Origin of the sequence: Kluyvera sp. 142486, assembly GCF_046569695.1 — a bacterium.
Taxonomy (GTDB): domain Bacteria; phylum Pseudomonadota; class Gammaproteobacteria; order Enterobacterales; family Enterobacteriaceae; genus Kluyvera.
This window is the reverse complement of the sequence record NZ_JBKHUI010000025.1, coordinates 1-20401: the sequence shown is the minus strand read 5'-3', so window position 1 is coordinate 20401 and position 20401 is coordinate 1. Positions and strand designations below refer to the sequence as shown.

Here is a 20401-nt window from a genome sequence, read left to right as displayed (position 1 = left end):
AATGTGAAGTGGGTTAAGTAAGCAATTGAGCGTAGAGATAAAAAAACCGCCGAGGTTTTGCACCGTCGGCGGTCTTTAGAACAATTAATTCTACTTATGGTTACCGATTGATGGTCTGCGCTATCGAGGTCGCTTCCTGGCTCCAGGCCTGCGCCAGCACTTTCACCATGGCGTCATAGCCGTCCTGCTGCTGCGCCAGTTCGATATGGAACGGACGCTTAGTCAGCTGGCCCTGATGATTAAGCAGCCATTCCCCACTTACGATAACTTTGCCATCGTAACGACCGTGGAAACCATTTACCGAGACATTAAGCGTATCCTGGTCACTGCCTAGTGGCTGAGAGGAGACCACCCAGTCCGGCAGCTGGTTACTGAGGTTCGCCACCAGCGTTGTGCGTAGCTGCTGGTCCAGCGGGCTCGCCCACAGGTTATTGCTGGCAATCACATACTGTACGTCGCTGGTCTGGTAGACCACGCCGCTGCCGGCGAGAAAGTCAGGGATACTGACCTGTTCCACCCACAGCAGGCGCTGATTTGCGCTGGCGCTGTTCTGTACCGTGCCCGTTGCCTGCGGCAGTTGGTAGTAGGTTTTATTTTCCGTGCTGCTGCAGGCTGCCAACAGGCAGACTGCAGCCAGTACTAACCACTTTTTCATTATTTCGCCCTCTTAGGCTCTGGATCTTTTTTATCCTTCGCTTCGAACACCAGCGCGTTACTCTTCTCATTCAACGTTTTCAGCACCGGCTGCAACTCACGCAGAACCTGATCCAGACGCTGCATGTCGCCCACCATCTTGTTGTAGGCAGCGGAACCCGGCTGGAAGCCCTGCATGCTGCGGTTTAGCTCACGCAGCGTTTTCTGCATATCGGCAGGTAGCTGCTGAGCGGACTGGCTGGCGGTTATCTTGTTCAGATTATCCAGCGTCGTCTGCAGGCGTCGCATCGTGTTCTGGCTTTCACTCAGCGTGTTCGTTGCCTGTTCAACCATCGGCGTTAGCGGCAGATTGTTGATCTTATCGAGCGTATCCATCAGTCGCTGCTGGATCTGCGCCAGGCCACCGCTGACGGTTGGGATAATCTGATGACCACCAAACTCAGGCATCTCTTTAACCGGTTTCTCTTTTGGATAGAAATCAAGATCCACGTAAAGTGCACCGGTTACCAGGTTACCCGTTTTTAACGCACCACGCAGGCCACGTTGAATAAGGCCAGTTAAATGGGCCCCTACGTCAGGTTTTTCTCCGAGTTCGCTCGCCAGACGCTCTGGTTCAATGCGGATCATCACGGGGATACGATAGTCATCGTTCAATGCCTGGCGTAGACCCGGCACAAAATAAGGTACCTGCGCTACGGTACCAAGGCGAATGCCGCGGAATTCGACCGGAGCACCGGGCTGCAGCCCACGTACAGAATCTTTGAAGAACATCAGATAGTCGATGTGCTGAGTATAGAGCGAGTCCTGAATACTCTTTTGATCGTCATACAGCTTAAATTCCGTTTTCTCGGCTATCGGCTGGCCCAGTTCCACACCTTCCGGAACGTCAAAGCTGACGCCACCGCTAAAAAGCGTCGACAGCGAGCCCATTTCTACGCGCATCCCAGCGGAGGTCAGATCAACCGCTACACCGCTGTCCTTCCAGAAACGTACGTTGCTGGTCACCAGTCGATCGTTTGGCGCGCTGATAAACAACTGATAACTGATAGTGCGGCTCTGCGGATCAAAAGTACTCGTCTCAACGGACCCCACGCGGTAGCCACGGAACAGCACCGGGTCGCCCGGACTGAGCTGCCCTGCTTTCTTACTATCAAGCAGCACACGAATGCCCTTCGCATCAGGTGGTGCCAGCGGCGGTGAATCCAGTAACTGATAGCTGTTCAGTTCAGAACCTTTAGAACCCGGCTGCAGTTCGATATAGGCGCCCGACAGCAGCGTACCTAGCCCGCTGATGCCTTCACGGCCAATCTGCGGCTTCACGACCCAGAATACCGAGTCTTTATGCAGCAGCTTTTCCATGCCGGAATTCAGTCGCGCTTTAATTTCCACGTGCGTTAGATCGTCGGTCAGCGTAGTGCTTTCGACAATCCCAACGTCAACGCTGCGGCTTTTGATCGTCGTTTTACCACCCTCAATACCTTCAGCGTTGGTGGTGATAAGCGTCACCTCCGGCCCCTGATGGCTGTAGTGGTAAAATAAGATCCAGGCACCAATCAGCGCCGTTACGATCGGGAAGATCCAAACGGGAGACCAGTTTTTCACTTTCTGCACCTTCGCCTCCCCACTCTTGGTTTCCATGCTTTTACGACTCCTCATGGTTTGATTCAGGTTCCCGATCCCACGAAAGTCGCGGATCAAACGTCATTGCCGAGAACATGGTCATTATGACGACCAGCGCAAACATCAGCGCGCCAATCGCCGGATAGATATTCATTAGGCCCCCAATACGCACCAGGGCCGAAAGTACCGCAATAACAAAGACGTCGATCATCGACCAGCGGCCAACAAATTCCACCACTTCGTAGATCAGGTGCATACGTTCGCTGTCCCGGTGTTTGCGTTTCATGCCGTTGGCATCCAGGCACAGCCAGGCGATGGCGATCATCTTCAGCGTCGGCACCATAATACTGGCGAGGAAAATGACCATCGCCACTGGATACGACCCTTCGCTCCAGAGCAATACCACCCCAGCCAGGATAGTCGACGGCATTTTGTCGCCTAGCAGGTCGGTTATCATGATTGGCAGGATATTGGCCGGAAGATAAAGCATGATTGACGTCACCAGCAGCGCCATCGTCCACTGCAGACTGTTTTTACGTCGGACATGACCTTTGCTGTGACAACGCGGACACTCAAGCTGGTCAGCAGGTAAAATCGCCGTACAGCAGGCGCAGGAGCGCAACCCCTGACGAATACCGGTGACGCCAGGTTTCAGCGGCTGTTCAAGTTTGGGCATCGGCGCGATGTCGTCCCACAGCCAGCGACGGTCCACGCACTGGAAGGTTCGCAGTTGCAATAGACAGAAAAGACACCAGGGCAGGAAGCTGCTGCCAACGCCGATATCGCCGTACGCCATCAGCTTCACAAAGCTTACCAGCACCCCGGCAAGGAAGATTTCCGCCATGCCCCAGGTTTTCAGGGTAAAGAGAATACGCGCCAGAATCGCCTTAAGCCGGTGCGGCATGCGCACCTGGTTAACCAACAGCAGAATGGTAATCAGACAGAATGCCGGCACCAGCTGTACAAACAGCAGGAAGAAGGTGCCGAGGCTAGCGTAGTTTTCAGAAAACATGACGCTCGGGATTTCCAGCAGCTCAATCTCACTGTTAACCCCCGCTACGTTCATGCTGATAAACGGAAACAGATTGGCCAGCAGCAGCATAAAGAGCGCAACCAGCACATAGGCCGTCGGACGCCGCCGAGGCTCGTCCCACGCGGTGGTCAGCGTTGTACCACAGCGTGGGCAGGTGGCCTTATGTCGGTGCTCCAGGTGCGGCAACGCCACCAGCATGTCACATTGTGGACATAGGATATGCTGTGCAGCATGATGTTGTTCGCACATGAAAACTCCTCAATCAGGCGCCGTTTTTTAACGCTTCCAGATATTCCCACCGTTCAAACGCTTCTTCCAGCGCCTGCTCAGCCTGAGCCAAATCGGCCAGCACCTTTTGCGTATGGTCGTGAGGCTGGCTGAAGAACGATGCATCGGCAACCTGAGCCTGTAACATTTCCAGATTCGCTTCCAGCGTTTCCAGCTTCTGCGGCAACTGCTCCAGTTCGCGCTGCAGGTTATAGCTTAGTTTGCCGCTTGCTCGTTTGACAGTTTCTGCTTTTGGCTGAACCACTTCCGCAGTTTTTTTATCATTTGTCTGTTTTTGCGCCCGCGACTGCGATTGTTGGCCGCGCGCGTCGTGATAGCCACCGACATATTGACCAATGCGCCCTTCGCCTTCGAAGATCCAGCATTCAGTGACGGTGTTATCAACAAACTGACGATCGTGGCTGACCAACATCACGGTGCCCTGATAGCCGTCGATGAGCTCTTCAAGCAACTCGAGCGTTTCGACATCCAGGTCATTGGTTGGTTCATCGAGAATCAACAGGTTACTTGGTTTCAGGAACAGTCTTGCCAGCAGCAGACGGTTACGTTCCCCGCCGGACAGCGCGCGAACCGGAGTCATTGCGCGCTTCGGATGGAACAAGAAGTCCTGCAGATAGCCCAGCACGTGGCGCGGCTTACCGTTAACCATCACTTCCTGCTTCCCTTCGGCGAGGTTGTCCATCACCGTTTTGTCCGGGTCCAGTTCAGCGCGGTGCTGATCGAAGTAGGCCACTTCCAGCTTGGTGCCGACGTGGATACGCCCACTGTCCGCTTCCAGTTGACCTAACATCAGCTTCAGCAGCGTGGTTTTACCGCAGCCGTTAGCGCCGATCAGCGCAATCTTGTCACCACGCTGAACCTGCGCGGAGAAGTCTTTCACCAGCACTTTGCCGTTAACCTGGTAGTTAACGTCTTCCATCTCAAAGACGATTTTGCCGGAGCGGGATGCTTCTTCTACCTGCATCTTCGCGCTGCCCATCACTTCACGGCGAGCGCTGCGTTCATTACGCATCGCTTTCAGGGCGCGAACACGGCCTTCGTTACGGGTACGACGCGCTTTGATGCCCTGACGGATCCAGACCTCTTCCTGTGCCAGCTTGCGGTCAAACTCGGCGTTTTGCAGATCTTCCACGCGCAGCGCTTCTTCTTTCTCCAGCAGGTACTGGTCGTAGTTACCCGGATAGGTCACCAGCTTGCCGCGGTCGAGGTCGACAATACGGGTCGCCATATTGCGGATGAAGGAACGGTCGTGGGAGATAAAGATAATCGTGCCTTTGAAGGTTTTCAGGAAACCTTCCAGCCAGTCGATCGTTTCAATATCCAGGTGGTTCGTCGGTTCGTCGAGCAGCAGCACGCGCGGCGCGCTCACCAGCGCACGACCCAGCGCCGCTTTACGCAGCCAACCGCCGGACAGCGCCGCCAGCTCCATATCCGGCTCCAGACCCAGCTGCGCCAGTACTTCGTTGATACGGTTTTCCAGCTGCCACAGGCCGTGGTGATCCAGCTGTTCCTGAACCTTCGCCAGCTCCTGCAGATTTTTATCGCTTGGGTCGGTCATCACCAGGTGCGAGATATCGTGATAGCGTTTGAGATAAACCGCCTGCTCTTCGATACCTTCCGCCACGAAATCGTAGACGCTGCCCTGCACGTTACGCGGTGGATCCTGCTGCAGACGCGCCACAACCAGATCCTGTTCGTAAATAATGCGACCGTCGTCGAGACCCTGCTCACGGTTGAGGATCTTCATCAGCGTCGATTTGCCCGCGCCGTTACGGCCGACCAGACAGACGCGCTCGTTATCCTCAATATGCAGTTCTGCATTATCAAGAAGCGGCGCATCGCTGAACGACAGCCAGGCACCGTGCATACTAATTAATGACATTCTTTATTCCTTTCAGGCTGCGGTAATCAGCCAGCAGTTGTGGATCTGACGGTTACGGGCAAAATCCTGAGACTGTGTTTTTTGGGTAATATCTTGTGCTTTCAGTCCCAGTTCAGCCAGGCCGTCGTGGTCCATACGGAAACCGCGTTTGTTGTTGGAGAACATGATGGTGCCGCCTTTACGCAGCAGGCGTTTCAGATCTTTCATCAGACGCAGGTGATCGCGCTGAACGTCAAACGCATCTTCCATACGCTTGGAGTTCGAGAAAGTTGGCGGATCGATAAAGATCACATCGAACTGTTCGTCGGTATCGCGCAGCCATGCCAGCACGTCCGCCTGCATCAGGCGATGCGCGCGGCCGGTTAAGCCGTTAAGGCGCAGGTTACGTTCCGCCCACTCCAGATAGGTACGTGACATATCCACGGTGGTGGTCGAACGCGCGCCGCCCAAGCCCGCGTGCACGCTGGCGCTGCCGGTGTAGGAGAACAGGTTCAGGAAGTCTTTGCCTTTGCTCATCTCACCCAGCATACGACGGGCGATGCGGTGGTCAAGGAACAGGCCGGTATCGAGGTAATCGGTCAGGTTGACCCACAGGCGTGCGTTGTATTCGCTCACTTCCATGAAGTCGCCCTTCTCGTTCATTTTCTGATACTGGTTTTTGCCCTTCTGACGCTCACGGGTTTTCAGCACCAGCTTGTTCGGTGCAATACCGAGTACGGCGATGGTCGCGGCGATAATATCAAACAGACGCTGACGTGCTTTATTAGCATCAACGGTTTTCGGCGGCGCATATTCCTGCACCACGACCCAGTCGGCGTAGCGGTCAACGGCCACGTTGTATTCCGGCAGGTCAGCGTCGTACAGACGGTAACATTCAATCCCTTCCTGTTTGGCCCATTTCTCGAATTTCTTCAGATTCTTACGCAGACGGTTGGCGAAATCTTCTGCCAGAGAAGCAGGTTTCTCGCCGGTGGTTTCAGCCAGATGATAGTTTTTCTGTACGCAGTCCAGCGGGCCGTTTTTCGCTTTAAACTGACGCTCGGCGCGCAGCTGCAAGCAGCTTAACAGCTCCGGAGAGGCGCTAAACAGCGACAAATTCCAGCCGCCAAACTGGTTTTTCATATTGCGGCCGAGCAGGCTGTGCATTGCAATCAACGCCGGTTCGCTTTCCAGACGTTCGCCGTACGGCGGGTTGCTGATAACGGTACCGTAAGGACCTTTCGGCAGCGGGTTGGTCAGCTGCGCCACGTCTTTCACCTCGAAGGTGATAAGTTCGCCAATACCTGCACGACGGGCGTTACTGCGCGCCAGCTCAACCACTCGGCTGTCGACGTCAGAGCCAAAGAAGCGGGATTCATAGGCGGCAAGACCAGCACGAGCGCGGGTCTGCGCGTCGGCTTTGACTTCTTTCCATACTGCATCGTCATGCTGCGCCCAGCCGCTGAAGCCCCAGTGGCCGCGGTGCAGCCCTGGTGCACGGTCGGTGGCCCACATTGCCGCTTCAATCAGCAGCGTGCCGGAACCACACATAGGGTCGAGCAGCGGCGTGCCCGGCACCCAGCCGGAACGCATGACGATAGCCGCCGCCAGGTTCTCTTTGATTGGCGCCATACCGGTACGATCGCGGTAGCCGCGCAGGTGCAGGCCTTCGCCGCTCAGATCGAGAGAAATATAGGCGGTCTCTTTGTTGAGACGGACGTTAATGCGCAGATCCGGATTGTCACGATCGACGTTTGGACGCGGCAGATTTTTACGCGTAAAGGCATCGACGATCGCATCTTTTACCTTCAACGCACCGTACTGGCTGTTACGGATGCTATCGTTCAGGCCGCCAAAGCTAACCGCAAAGGTGGCATCAGGGGTGAAGATCGAGGTCCAGTCGATAGCCTGCACGCCGAGATAAAGATCGAGATCGCTCCAGACGCTACATTCTCCCAGCGGCATCATGATGCGCGACGCCAGGCGGCTCCACATCAGGCTTTTGTACAGAAGCTGCGTGTCGCCCTGGAAATGGACGCCGCCCTGGGCAATCTGGCACTCTTGGGCGCCCAGGCCTTCCAGTTCAGTTTTTAACAGCTCTTCCAGCCCACGGGCCGTACTGGCAAACAGAGAATTCATATCGTCACTTTTACTCGCAGAAAATTGTTGCGCATTATAGCCAATCTGCGCCCCATGTCATAAAGTTAAAGGCTTATTTTCGACTCAGGGACAGCGTTGTGGCTACATTATCGCGGCTTTTTATACATCCGGTGAAATCCATGCGCGGCATCGGGCTTACGCACGCCTTTGCCGATATTAGCGGGATGGCATTTGACCGCATTTTCATGATCACCGAGCCTGATGGCACCTTTATTACCGCCCGACAGTTCCCGGCGATGGTGCGTTTTACCCCTGCGGTCCTTCACGATGGTTTACACCTCACCGCGCCCGACGGCAGCAGTGCGTTAGTCCGTTTTGCGGATTTCGTCGGTCAGCCGTCGCCAACCGAAGTATGGGGCAACCATTTTACCTCGCGTATCGCACCCGACGCCATCAATCAGTGGCTGACGCCGTTCTTTAAGCGCGACGTTCAACTTCGCTGGCTGGGTGATGATCTTACCCGCCGCGTTAAGCGTCACGACGCGGTGCCGCTCTCATTCGCCGATGGTTTTCCCTTCCTGCTGACCAACGAAGCCTCGCTGCGCGACCTACAGCAGCGCTGCCGCGCCAGCGTTCGCATGGAGCAGTTCCGCCCTAACCTGGTGGTGACCGGTGCACAAGCCTGGGAAGAAGACAGCTGGAAAACGCTGCGCATTGGCGACGTCATCTTCGATGTCGTAAAGCCGTGCAGCCGCTGCATCTTTACAACCATCAGCCCGGAAAAAGGGCAAAAGCATCCGGCGGCAGAACCGCTGAGCACGCTACAGTCGTTTCGTACCAACCCCGCCAACGGCGACGTGGATTTCGGTCAGAACCTGATTGCCCGCAATAGCGGCGTGGTTCGCGTGGGTGATGAAGTAGAAATTCTTACCATCGGCCCGGCCATCATGTACGGTGCGGGGAAAACCGACGAAGCGCTGGCTCCGCAAACACAGCAGGATGCGCTCGTAGAAATTGACTGGGAAGGCAGTCGCTTTACCGGGAATAATCAGCAGATTTTGCTGGAACAGCTGGAGCAGCAAGGCATTCGCGTTCCCTACTCCTGCCGTGCAGGCATCTGCGGCAGCTGTCGTGTGACGCTATTGGATGGTGAAGTGAGCCCGCTGAAAAAGAGTGCGATAGCTGACGATGGTACGATTCTCAGCTGTAGCTGCGTTCCGAAAACGGCGCTAAAGCTGAAGCTTTAAACCGCCTGCTCAAGGCTGTAACCGTCCAGCCCCGGCTGAGGTTGCAGCCTGTCGTTCATCACTTTGATAGGATCGCCAAGCTGCATAGTGCGCCCGGCCAATACCAAACCCGGCTGAGCCAGCAGGCAAAGGGCTGCATTTTCACCCGGCTCTACTACCAGCAAATTAACCTGGCTATCATCGTCGCTCAGCCACACGGCCGCCGCATCGCCGGTTACCGGAGACCAGCTCTCTTCGTGCGCGCGGAAATGCCAGCTTTTCGGCATTTGCGGTTTGAGGAAGCGAATGGCGACAAGGGCGTTAAGAATCAGCTCAGCACGATGTTCTTTTGAAAGCACAAGATCACGACATTTCTCTTCAAAAGAGAAATAAAGCGCGGCATCGTCAACGCAAAACCCGGTTGGCGCAAAAGCATCAGGGGTTAACATTCGGCGAGCAAAACGCGAACGAAACAACATACCATTGGCTAAATCGAGCATCATTCGATCGTGCTCTTCATCATAATACCAACGCCAGTTATCATCAGGTTTAATTCGCATTTTACTCCCCCGTCATATTCGCATCCAATGCATTGCCCATTCTTCCGTTGCGTTACTTAGCCTTAAATAATAAAAGACCAATATGTTTAAATAAGCAACAATACGGGAATATAATGCAACCAGGGCTGGAAATAAAGCCCTGGATCACATTATCAGGAAAAATACTAGATGTGGGTAACGATTTCTTTAATCAGCGGCGGGCCTTTAAAAATAAACCCGGAATAGATCTGCACCAGAGAGGCACCAGCTGCCATCTTTTCACGCGCCGCAATCACCGAGTCGATACCGCCAACGCCAATAATCGGTAATTGACCTTTTAATTCGGCTGACAGCATACGAATAATTTCGGTGCTTTTTAATTGTAATGGACGACCGCTTAAGCCACCCATTTCATCGCAATTTTTCATCCCCTGAACCAGAGAACGATCCAATGTGGTATTGGTCGCAATCACCCCATCAATATTATGGCGAACTAAACTGTCGGCAACCTGGATCAACTCTTCATGAGATAGATCCGGAGCGATCTTCACCGCCACTGGAACATATTTATGGTGCTTTTCTTGAAGTTCAGATTGTTTATTTTTAATACCGGAAAGGAGATCGTCTAACGCATCGCCATATTGCAACGTACGCAGGCCTGGGGTATTTGGCGAGGAGATATTAATCGCAATATAACCGGCATAGGCGTAGATTTTTTCCATACAAATCAGATAGTCATCTTTTCCCTGCTCAACCGGGGTATCTTTATTTTTACCGATATTAATCCCCAGGATCCCGTCGAAATGCGCTTTTTTTACGTTCTCGACCAGGTTATCAACGCCATGGTTATTGAAGCCCATACGGTTGATCAACCCTTCGGCATCGACCAGGCGGAACAAGCGCGGCTTGTCGTTACCCGGCTGCGGACGCGGCGTGACGGTGCCAATCTCAATAGAGCCGAATCCCATCGCCCCTAAGGCATCGATGCATTCGCCGTCTTTATCCAGACCGGCGGCCAGACCCAGTGGATTTTTAAACGTCAGCCCCATGCAGGTGACCGGTTTTTCCGGCACTTTTTGACGCACGAGTGCTTCCAGCGGAGTGCCGGTGACGCGACGTAATTGTTGAAACGTTAATTCATGAGCGCGCTCTGGATCGAGCTGAAAAAGTGCTTTACGAACGAAGGGATAGTACATGAACTCTCCTGGATTCCCGGTGTGCAAACCGGGGGCGTATTATGTGCGATAACGCTCAGAAATGGAATTGACCTGTGGCAAAAAAAGCGCAATCGTTTTCCTTCTATTCAACCTCCCCCGCACTCCGCATATGCATTTTCTGGTAATCCATCATCAGAAAAAGTATTTCGCCCGCGGATTCCTCTCTGACACACTGATGCAAATGTTATCAATTTTAGATTAATGTTTGTTTTTAGTTATAAGGAGAGACCATGCGCGTCATTACTTTAGCAGGCAGCCCCCGTTTTCCTTCTCGCTCCAGCGCCCTGCTGGAGTACGCTCGGGAAAAACTCTCTGCCGCCGACGTTGAAGTTTTCCATTGGCATTTGCAGAACTTCGACCCCGAAGATCTGTTTCACGCCCGCTTCGACAGCCCTGCGCTGCAAACCTTGACCGAGCAGTTGGCACACGCCGACGGCTTGATTATCGCCACGCCGGTCTATAAAGCCTCTTTCGCTGGCGCATTAAAAGCACTACTGGATCTGCTGCCCGAGCGTGCGCTGGAAGGCAAAGTCGTACTGCCGCTAGCAACCGGCGGCACGGTGGCGCATATGCTGGCAGTGGATTACGCACTGAAACCGGTGTTGAATGCGCTGAAGGCCCAGGAGATCCTGCAGGGCGTGTTTGCCGACGATAGCCAGGTGACCGATTATCAACATAAGCCGCAGTTCAGCCCGAATCTGCACAACCGTCTGGACAGCGCGCTGGAGACATTCTGGCAGGCGCTGCATCGGCGGGATATCCAGGTTCCCACGTTCAGTTCCGTGCGAATCACCGAACATGTTTGATAAAAAAAACGCCGCAGGGAAGACCCAGCGGCGTTTTTGTTTGCATCAATGTAACCCGGCCGTACAAACGCGACGCCGGGATTGCTACCGAATTTCCCGGAGTCGGCTTACGCCTCGTCCGGGCTACTGGTTAAGCTAATGCTTTAGCAATCTTCTCGTACAGATCGCCAGAGAGATTTTCCAGCCCTTTCAGTTGCTCCAGCGCGGCACGCATTAATGCCTGACGCTTAACATCATAGCGTTTCAGACGGATCAGCGGCTCAATCAGACGCGAAGCCACCTGCGGGTTTTTGCTGTTCAGTACGGTGAGCATTTCTACCAGGAACTGATAGCCGCTGCCATCTGCCGCATGGAACGCCGCCGGGTTGCTGCCGGCAAAGGCGCCAATCAGCGAGCGAATACGGTTCGGGTTATTCATGCTAAATGAACGGTGGTTCAACAGCTTACGTACCGTTGCCAGCACGTCATCTGCCGGGCTTGTCGCTTGCAGAATCAGCCATTTATCCATCACCAGGCCGTCATGATGCCATTTGTCATCGTACTCTTGCATCAGCGCGTCGCGGCATGGCAGTTCAGCCGCCACGGCAGCAGACAGCGCCGCCAGCGCATCCGTCATGTTATCGGCATGATGGTACTGATCGCTCACCAGCTTATCGCCAAGCTCACGGTCGCCAAACGCCAGGTAACGCAGGCAGGTATTACGCAGCGAACGCTTACCAATGTCGGCATGCTCTACGCGATAGCTATCGAGCTTGTTGGCGTTATAAACCGCCAGACATTCGTCGGCCAGTTCAGTCGCCAGCGTACGGGTCAGCGCTTCACGCACCGCAGCGATAGCGATAGGATCGATAATCTCAAACAGCTCAGCAATTTCGCTCGCTGATGGCAGCGTCAGGATCTCAGCCGCCAGCGCCGGGTCGATGTGCTCATCCAGCAGGATCGCGCGGAACGCATCGGCCACGTGGACCGGTAGCGACAGCGGTTGGCCCTGCTGATGACGCGCAACGTTCAGCTTGATATAGGTCGCCAGCAGGCTTTGCGCCGCATCCCAGCGAGAGAAGTCATTGCGCGCGTGACGCATCAGGAACGTCAGTTGCTGGTCGCTCCATTTATATTCCAGCTTCACCGGCGCCGAGAACTCGCGCAGCAGCGACGGTACCGGCTGGAAGTAGACGTTATCGAAAACAAAGGTCTGCTCTGCCTGGGTCACGTTCAGCACATGATGCACCGGATGCCCGTCTTTCTGCAGCGGGATCACCTTACCTTCGTTATCGTACAGCTCGATGTCGAACGGAATATGCAGCGGGAATTTTTCATCCTGCTCGGCAGTCGCCGGCGTACGCTGACGAATGGTTAAGGTGTACTGCTCGGTTTCCGGGTTGTAGTCGTCATGCACACTGACAATCGGCGTACCGGCCTGGCTATACCAGCGGCGGAAATGGGACAGGTCAACGTTGGACGCATCTTCCATCGCCTGCACAAAATCATCGCAGGTCGCAGCGCTGCCGTCATGACGTTCGAAGTACAGCTGCATGCCTTTCTGGAAGTTGGTTTCACCCAGCAGAGTGTGCAGCATGCGGATAACTTCCGCCCCTTTCTCGTACACCGTCAAGGTATAGAAGTTATTCATTTCAATAACTTTATCCGGACGGATAGGGTGTGCCATTGGGCTTGCATCTTCCGCAAACTGCAGGCCGCGCATGGTACGCACGTTGCTGATGCGGTTTACGGCGCGCGAGCCTAAATCAGAGCTGAACTCCTGGTCACGGAAAACGGTTAAGCCCTCTTTCAGGCTCAACTGGAACCAGTCGCGGCAGGTGACGCGGTTACCGGTCCAGTTATGGAAATACTCGTGGCCAATCACGCGCTCAATGTCGAGATAGTCTTTATCCGTGGCGGTATCGGTACGGGCCAGCACGTATTTGGAGTTAAAGACGTTCAGTCCTTTGTTCTCCATCGCGCCCATATTGAAGAAGTCGACGGCGACAATCATATAGATGTCGAGGTCGTACTCGAGGCCGAAACGATCTTCGTCCCACTTCATCGAGTTTTTTAGCGAAGTCATCGCCCACGGCGCGCGGTCAAGGTTGCCGCGGTCAACGAACAGTTCCAGCGCTACTTCACGGCCGGAGCGGGTTTTGAAGGTATCACGCAGGACGTCGAAATCACCGGCGACCAGCGCAAACAGGTAACATGGTTTCGGGAATGGGTCCTGCCACTGTACCCAGTGACGACCATTTTCCAGCTCACCCTCGGCAATGCGGTTGCCGTTAGAGAGCAGGAACGGATATTTGGTTTTATCAGCGGTAATTTTGGTGGTGAAGCGGGCCAGCACGTCCGGGCGGTCAAGATACCAGGTAATGTGACGGAAGCCTTCCGCTTCACACTGAGTGCAGAGCGCTTCGCCGGACTGATACAGCCCTTCTAACGCCGTATTCGCCGCTGGGCTGATTTCATTCACAATCTTCAGGGTGAAACGTTCTGGCAGGCCAGCAATAACCAGATAGTTCTCTTCTTCTTTATAGTTGTCCCACGGCTCGCCGTTAACGTGAAGAGAGATAAGGGTTAAATCTTCACCGTTCAGACGTAGCGGTACATCAGACGCTGCGTGGCGGGAAACCTGGCTTTCCGCGGTCACGATGGTTTTTGCGGCATCCAGGTCAAAGGCCAGGTCAATATCACTAATCAGGTAGTCCGGCGCACGGTAGTCGTGGCGGTACTTGGCTTGGGGCTGTTGTGTCATAAAAAACCTTTAGCATCTTTTGTAAATGTCACCTCCAGTCTATTCCTGTTGTGTTAAACGCGCTACGCAGAATCTTCATCTTTTCCAGTCAAATAGGGAAAAATGATACATTTGCGTAACACACCGCACAAAACGCCATGGTGACTCTTCGTGCCTTATGGTGTGATCGGGGTTCAATAAATCGATAAACAAGGTATACTCCAGCGATTCTCCCCTGTTGTTTATTGTACTAAACGCTCCTGTGAGAGGATGCTACTGCTCACCATGACACAATTCGCTTCTCCTGTGCTGCACTCGCTGCTAGACACAGATGCCTACAAACTGCATATGCAGCAGGCCGTGTTTCACCACTACTACGACGTAAACGTAGCGGCTGAATTCCGCTGCCGTGGGGACGATCTGCTGGGCATTTATGCTGACGCTATTCGCGAACAAGTCGAAGCCATGCGTTCACTCACCCTGCAGGATGACGAGTACCACTGGCTCTCCGGCCTTCCTTTCTTTAAACAAGATTACCTGAACTGGCTGCGCGATTTTCGCTACGACCCGCAGCAGGTCACCGTCACCAACGATAAGGGCAAGCTCAATATTCGCCTTGAAGGCCCGTGGCGCGAAGTGATCATGTGGGAAGTTCCGCTGCTGGCGGTAATTAGCGAACTGGTTCATCGCTACCGTTCGCCGGAAAACGGTGTGCCGCAGGCGCTGGACATGCTGGAGCGTAAGCTGGTCGACTTTAACCAGTTGACCGCCGACATCGATATGTCCGCTTTCAAGTTGATGGATTTTGGTACCCGTCGCCGCTTTTCCCGCGAAGTACAGGAGGCGATTGTTAGCCGACTGCAGCAGGAGCCCTGGTTTACCGGTACCAGCAATTACGATCTGGCGCGCCGTTTGTCGCTCACCCCAATGGGGACACAGGCGCACGAATGGTTCCAGGCACATCAGCAAATCAGCCCCGATCTTGCCACCAGCCAGCGCGCTGCGTTGGCCGCGTGGCTTGAAGAGTATCCAGAACAGCTCGGCATTGCGTTGACCGACTGTATTACCATGGATGCCTTCCTGCGTGATTTTGGTCCCGAATTCGCTAACCGCTATCAGGGATTGCGCCATGACTCGGGCGACCCGTTTGAATGGGGCGAGAAAGCCATCAACCACTATAAAAAGCTGGGCATCAACCCGCTGAGTAAAGTACTGGTGTTCTCCGATAACCTCGACTTAACGAAAGCCGTTGAGCTTTATCGTCACTTCTCGTCGCGCATTAATTTGAGCTTCGGTATCGGTACGCGTTTAACCTGCGATATTCCGCAGGTTAAACCGCTGAATATCGTTATCAAGCTGGTTGAGTGTAACGGTAAGCCGGTAGCAAAACTCTCCGACAGCCCGGGTAAAACTATCTGTCACGATAAAGCGTTTGTTCGCGCTTTACGTAAAGCATTTGATCTTCCGCAGATCAAAAAGGCCAGTTAATCACCAAAGGGAGCCAAATGGCTCCCTTCTTATTTAATTATTTCTTAAAACACCCCTTCTCCATGCTAATTCTGCTTGTCTGATAGAAGATGACAGGTAACATAGATATCCCCCGCCGTTCCGGGGAAACGATTTTTTTATTGGACTACGAATAGAGAGACTATTATGAGCGTTGTGCCTGTAGCCGACGTACTCCAGGGCCGCGTAGCCGTTGACAGCGAAGTCACCGTGCGCGGCTGGGTACGTACCCGCCGAGATTCAAAAGCTGGCTTTTCCTTCCTCGCCGTCTATGACGGTTCCTGCTTTGATCCTGTACAGGCCGTTATTAATAATTCTCTGCCCAATTACAATCAGGAAGTGCTGCGTCTGACCACCGGCTGCTCCGTGATTGTCACCGGTAAGATCGTCGCCTCTCAAGGTCAGGGCCAGAGCTTTGAAATTCAGGCTTCCAGCATTGAAGTGACCGGCTGGGTTGAAGATCCGGACACCTACCCGATGGCGGCAAAACGCCACAGCATTGAGTATCTGCGTGAAGTAGCGCATATGCGTCCACGTACCAACCTGATTGGTGCGGTTGCACGCGTACGTCATACGCTGGCGCAGGCGCTGCATCGTTTCTTCGATGAGCAGGGTTTCTTCTGGGTTTCTACCCCGCTGATTACCGCTTCCGATACCGAAGGCGCTGGTGAAATGTTCCGCGTTTCCACGCTGGATATGGAAAACCTGCCGCGCAACGATCAGGGCAAAGTTGATTACGACAAAGATTTCTTCGGCAAAGAAGCCTTCCTGACCGTTTCCGGCCAGCTGAACGGTGAAACCTATGCCTGTGCGCTGTCGAAAATCTACACCTTCGGCCCAACCTTCCGTGCTGAAAACTCCAACACCAGCCGTCACCTGGCGGAGTTCTGGATGCTGGAACCAGAAGTGGCGTTTGCCGATCTGGAAGATAACGCCCGTCTGGCAGAAGCTATGCTGAAGTACGTCTTCAAAGCCGTGCTGACCGAACGTGCGGACGACATGAAGTTCTTCGCTGAGCGCGTAGATAAAGATGCTATCGATCGTCTGGAACGTTTCGTGACCGCTGATTTCGCGCAGGTCGATTACACCGACGCCGTTACCATCCTGGAAAACTGCGGCAAGCAGTTCGAAAACCCAGTTTACTGGGGCGTGGATCTCTCTTCTGAACACGAACGCTACCTGGCCGAAGAGCATTTCAAAGCGCCGGTCGTTGTGAAAAACTACCCGAAAGAGATCAAGGCGTTCTATATGCGTCTTAACGAAGATGGTAAAACCGTTGCCGCAATGGACGTTCTGGCGCCTGGCATTGGTGAAATCATCGGCGGCTCCCAGCGTGAAGAGCGTCTGGACGTTCTGGATGCGCGTATGGCGGAAATGGGTCTTAATAAAGAAGACTACTGGTGGTATCGCGATCTGCGTCGTTACGGCACCGTGCCACATTCCGGTTTTGGTCTGGGCTTCGAACGTCTGATCGCTTACGTTACCGGCGTGCAGAACGTCCGTGACGTGATCCCGTTCCCAAGAACACCGCGTAACGCTACCTTCTAAGTTTATCGCCTCTTCAAGGCCAGCCTCAGCGCTGGCCTTTTTTTTTCCGCCAGCGTAAAGAAATCTTTTTTTTAATTTAACAAACTTAAACATCAACCCCCTCCACCGCGACCTTTGTTACAGCACATTTCATCGCAACAACTAAGTACAAAAAATAACCACAATGTTTTTGCAGATCAGATTTCACTAATTCCATAGCATATTTTTTAAGCAGGCACACGGCTATCCGGATGGCTAAAGAAGGTCATAGCGAAAAATTTGTCTCTGGGGCATTAGCGATAAGAAAAGGCGTTATACAAATAAAAGATAAGAAATTCATATTGATAGATAAGTGGTCGTTCAATTAACCCGCACCTATGTCAGAATTTTGAGATAGTTCACAAAGTTCCTTAAAATTCACACTATGTTACACATTATTTCTTTTAGTTACTCATTCTTGATGTTTGTAGCATTTTCAGAGTGGCTAAAGCGCGTTTGGAATGGAAAGATGCCTCTCAGACACATAAAGACACCAAACTATCATCAATAGTTCCGTAAATTTTTATTGACGGAAGTAATTGGCGGCAGTGGCGAGTGTCTATAAAAAAAACCTAATGAGGGTAATAAATAATGATGAAGCGTAATATCCTGGCAGTGGTAATCCCTGCCCTGCTGGTAGCTGGCGCAGCAAACGCAGCCGAAATCTATAACAAAGACGGCAACAAGCTGGATCTGTACGGTAAAGTGAACGCTGAGCGTGACTTCGTCACCAGCGGCGACACTAAAAACTCCGACAGCACCTATGCTCAGCTCGGTTTCAAAGGCGAAACTCAGATCAATGACCAACTGGTTGGTTTTGGTCAGTGGGAATACCGCTTCATGGCGAACGGTGCTGAAGGTACCTCCGCTTCAAACAAAAACCGTCTGGCCTTCGCAGGTCTGAAAGCTGGCGACGCTGGCAGCATCAGCTACGGCCGTAACTACGGTATCGTTTACGACGTAGAATCCTTCACCGATATGGCGCCATCCTTCTCCGGTATGACCTGGGGCGGCAACTACGTTGACAACTACATGACCAGCCGTGGTACCGGTCTGCTGACCTACCGCAACAGCGATTTCTTCGGTCTGGTTGACGGCCTGAGCATGGGCATCCAGTACCAGGGTAAAAACGACCGTGACGACGTTAAAACTTCTAACGGCGAAGGCGTTGGTTACTCTCTGGGCTATGATTTCGGCGAAGGTTTCGGCCTGATCGGTTCTTACAGCAACTCTGGCCGTACTGGTCACCAGAAACTGCAGGACAACGTAGGCGACAAAGCTGAAGCATGGGGTATCGGTGCTAAATACGACGCGAACAACGTCTACCTGGCAACCACCTATGCTGAAACCCGTAACATGACTCGTACCGGTATCGACGGTGACGCTGGTTTTGCTAACAAAACCCAGAACTTCGAAATCGTTGCTCAGTACCAGTTCGACTTCGGCCTGCGTCCAGCAATCTCCTACGTTCAGACCAAAGGTAAAGACCTGGGTCCTGTGACGAATGCTAAAGGCACCTTTGCTGGTGGCGATGCAGACCTGGCTAAATTCATCCAGCTGGGCGCAACCTACTACTTCAACAAAAACTTCAACGTAGCAGTAGACTACTACTTCAACCTGTTGAACAAAAACGACAACTACACGCAAGTTGTTGGCGGTATCAACGGCAACGACGACATGATGGCACTGATGGCAACTTATCAGTTCTAATCAGCATACCCTCCTCGTTATATGCCTATAAAGCAGGACTTCGGTCCTGCTTTTTTACGTTCCTAAGATGAAGATCGTAACTTTTGAAAACCTTCGCGCTTTTAGTCTCTAACGGTTGGCATTTTGTAAATCTGCCGTTAACCTGATAGCGGATTTCCCCCGAACTAATAAATGGAACCTCGTCATGTTTGAGAACATTACAGCCGCCCCTGCCGACCCGATTCTGGGCCTGGCCGATCTGTTTCGCGCCGACGACCGCCCGGGTAAAATCAATCTCGGGATTGGTGTATATAAAGATGAAACCGGTAAGACCCCGGTTCTGACCAGCGTAAAAAAAGCTGAACAGTATCTGCTGGAAAATGAGACCACCAAAAACTATCTCGGCATTGATGGTATTCCTGAATTCGGTCGCTGCACGCAGGAACTGCTGTTTGGCAAAGGTAGCCCTATCGTTAGCGATAAGCGTGCTCGCACCGCGCAAACGCCTGGCGGCACCGGCGCTCTGCGCGTCGCGGCGGACTTCCTTGCTAAAAACACCGACGTGAAGCGCGTTTGGGTCAGCAATCCAAGCTGGCCGAACCACAAAAGCGTCTTTGGTGCTGCGGGCCTCGAAGTACGAGAATACAACTACTACAGCGCTGAAAAGCACGCGCTGGACTTCGACGCGCTGCTGGCAAGCCTGAACGACGCTCAGGCGGGTGACGTGGTGCTGTTCCACGGCTGCTGCCATAACCCAACCGGCATTGACCCTACGCTAGAGCAGTGGCAACAGCTGGCACAGCTCTCCGTTGAGAAAGGCTGGCTGCCACTGTTTGACTTCGCGTACCAGGGCTTCGCCCGCGGTCTGGAAGAAGATGCGGAAGGCTTGCGTGCCTTTGCTGCGCTGCACAAAGAGCTGATTGTGGCGAGCTCCTTCTCCAAGAACTTTGGCCTTTATAACGAGCGCGTGGGTGCCTGTACGCTGGTGACCGCCGACACCGATACCGCCGACCGCGCCTTCAGCCAGATGAAAGCCGTTATCCGCGCCAACTACTCTAACCCGCCGGCACACGGTGCATCCGTCGTAGCGACTATCCTTAGCAACGACGCTCTGCGTGCTATCTGGGAACAAGAGCTGACCGATATGCGCCAGCGCATCCAGCGCATGCGTCTGCTGTTTGTGAATACGCTGCAGGAAAAAGGTGCTAACCGTGACTTCAGCTTTATCACAAAACAGAACGGTATGTTCTCCTTCAGCGGCCTGACCAAAGAACAGGTTCTGCGTCTGCGCGAAGAGTTCGGCGTTTATGCTGTGGCCTCTGGCCGTATTAACGTTGCCGGGATGACCCCAGACAACATGGCGCCGCTGTGCGAAGCTATCGTCGCCGTACTGTAATATTCAAGTAACCCGGACGAGGCGCGTAGCGCCGACTCCGGGTGAAAATAAAAAAGGCCGCTAATGCGGCCTTTTTTATTTTCTTTGACCCGTCCTGAATAGCGTTGACACGTTCCTGACTTAAATCCGGAGAACGTGATGATGACTGAGTTCAAACGCACCCAACGTGATTATTCTC

At 53.4% G+C, this 20401-nt stretch carries 14 protein-coding genes; 6 read left to right on the top strand and 8 right to left on the bottom strand.

The annotated features are described in order from the left end of the window. Positions 1–100: 100 nt before the first annotated feature. Genes pqiC through rlmKL form a run of 5 tightly spaced genes read right to left on the bottom strand, consistent with a single transcriptional unit; the run spans position 101 to position 7595 of the window. Positions 101–655 carry a membrane integrity-associated transporter subunit PqiC gene (gene pqiC / locus ACLGE8_RS21155; protein ID WP_411001022.1) on the bottom strand — a complete coding sequence of 185 codons (555 nt, stop codon included), beginning with the start codon at positions 653–655 and terminating at the stop codon, positions 101–103. Then, on the bottom strand, positions 655–2292 hold the full coding sequence (gene pqiB / locus ACLGE8_RS21150; protein ID WP_185666542.1) for an intermembrane transport protein PqiB: 1638 nt from the start codon (positions 2290–2292) through the stop codon (positions 655–657). Before pqiB ends, pqiC begins: the two co-directional genes overlap by 1 nt. A gap of 4 nt (positions 2293–2296) precedes the next feature. Continuing rightward, positions 2297–3556, bottom strand: coding sequence for a membrane integrity-associated transporter subunit PqiA (gene pqiA / locus ACLGE8_RS21145; RefSeq protein ID WP_411001020.1), 1260 nt, complete (start codon positions 3554–3556; stop codon positions 2297–2299). Between the two features lie 13 nt (positions 3557–3569). Further along, positions 3570–5477 carry an ABC transporter ATP-binding protein gene (locus tag ACLGE8_RS21140; protein ID WP_411001018.1) on the bottom strand — a complete coding sequence of 636 codons (1908 nt, stop codon included), beginning with the start codon at positions 5475–5477 and terminating at the stop codon, positions 3570–3572. A 12-nt stretch (positions 5478–5489) separates the two neighbouring features. Then, entirely contained in the window at positions 5490–7595 is a 2106-nt protein-coding gene (gene rlmKL, locus ACLGE8_RS21135) for a bifunctional 23S rRNA (guanine(2069)-N(7))-methyltransferase RlmK/23S rRNA (guanine(2445)-N(2))-methyltransferase RlmL (RefSeq protein WP_411001016.1), read from the bottom strand. Between the two features lie 98 nt (positions 7596–7693). Here rlmKL and ACLGE8_RS21130 point away from each other — a divergent pair, with 98 nt between their 5' ends. Further along, positions 7694–8803: a YcbX family protein gene (locus ACLGE8_RS21130; RefSeq protein ID WP_411001014.1), complete on the top strand. Its 1110-nt coding sequence runs from the start codon at positions 7694–7696 to the stop codon at positions 8801–8803. Here ACLGE8_RS21130 and zapC read toward each other — a convergent pair. Together zapC and pyrD are read right to left on the bottom strand one after the other, a co-directional pair. Further along, a complete protein-coding gene (gene zapC, locus ACLGE8_RS21125) occupies positions 8800–9342 on the bottom strand; it encodes a cell division protein ZapC (RefSeq protein WP_333499404.1) in 543 nt (180 codons plus the stop codon). The two genes, ACLGE8_RS21130 and zapC, sit on opposite strands and share 4 nt — an antisense overlap. A gap of 164 nt (positions 9343–9506) precedes the next feature. Then, the gene (gene pyrD, locus ACLGE8_RS21120; RefSeq protein WP_411001012.1) at positions 9507–10517 is read right to left on the bottom strand and encodes a quinone-dependent dihydroorotate dehydrogenase; all 1011 of its coding nucleotides are present in this window, start codon (positions 10515–10517) and stop codon (positions 9507–9509) included. A gap of 251 nt (positions 10518–10768) precedes the next feature. On the opposite strand from pyrD, the gene ssuE reads away from it, so the two are divergent. Continuing rightward, positions 10769–11344, top strand: a complete 576-nt coding sequence (ssuE, locus tag ACLGE8_RS21115) for an NADPH-dependent FMN reductase (protein WP_411001010.1) — start codon at positions 10769–10771, stop codon at positions 11342–11344. A gap of 130 nt (positions 11345–11474) precedes the next feature. Here the strand turns inward: ssuE and pepN are convergent, their stop codons facing one another. Continuing rightward, on the bottom strand, positions 11475–14087 hold the full coding sequence (gene pepN / locus ACLGE8_RS21110; protein WP_411001008.1) for an aminopeptidase N: 2613 nt from the start codon (positions 14085–14087) through the stop codon (positions 11475–11477). Between the two features lie 264 nt (positions 14088–14351). On the opposite strand from pepN, the gene pncB reads away from it, so the two are divergent. From pncB to ACLGE8_RS21090, 4 genes are all read left to right on the top strand, one after another. Further along, on the top strand, positions 14352–15554 hold the full coding sequence (gene pncB / locus ACLGE8_RS21105; RefSeq protein ID WP_411001006.1) for a nicotinate phosphoribosyltransferase: 1203 nt from the start codon (positions 14352–14354) through the stop codon (positions 15552–15554). Between the two features lie 165 nt (positions 15555–15719). Then, positions 15720–17120: an asparagine--tRNA ligase gene (gene asnS / locus ACLGE8_RS21100; RefSeq protein ID WP_185666551.1), complete on the top strand. Its 1401-nt coding sequence runs from the start codon at positions 15720–15722 to the stop codon at positions 17118–17120. A 609-nt stretch (positions 17121–17729) separates the two neighbouring features. Then, positions 17730–18848 (top strand): porin, encoded by a 1119-nt coding sequence (locus ACLGE8_RS21095; protein ID WP_411001004.1) that lies wholly within the window; start codon positions 17730–17732, stop codon positions 18846–18848. Between the two features lie 184 nt (positions 18849–19032). Further along, complete coding sequence (locus ACLGE8_RS21090; protein ID WP_411001002.1) at positions 19033–20223, top strand: amino acid aminotransferase; 1191 nt, start codon at positions 19033–19035, stop codon at positions 20221–20223. Positions 20224–20401: the final 178 nt, after the last annotated feature.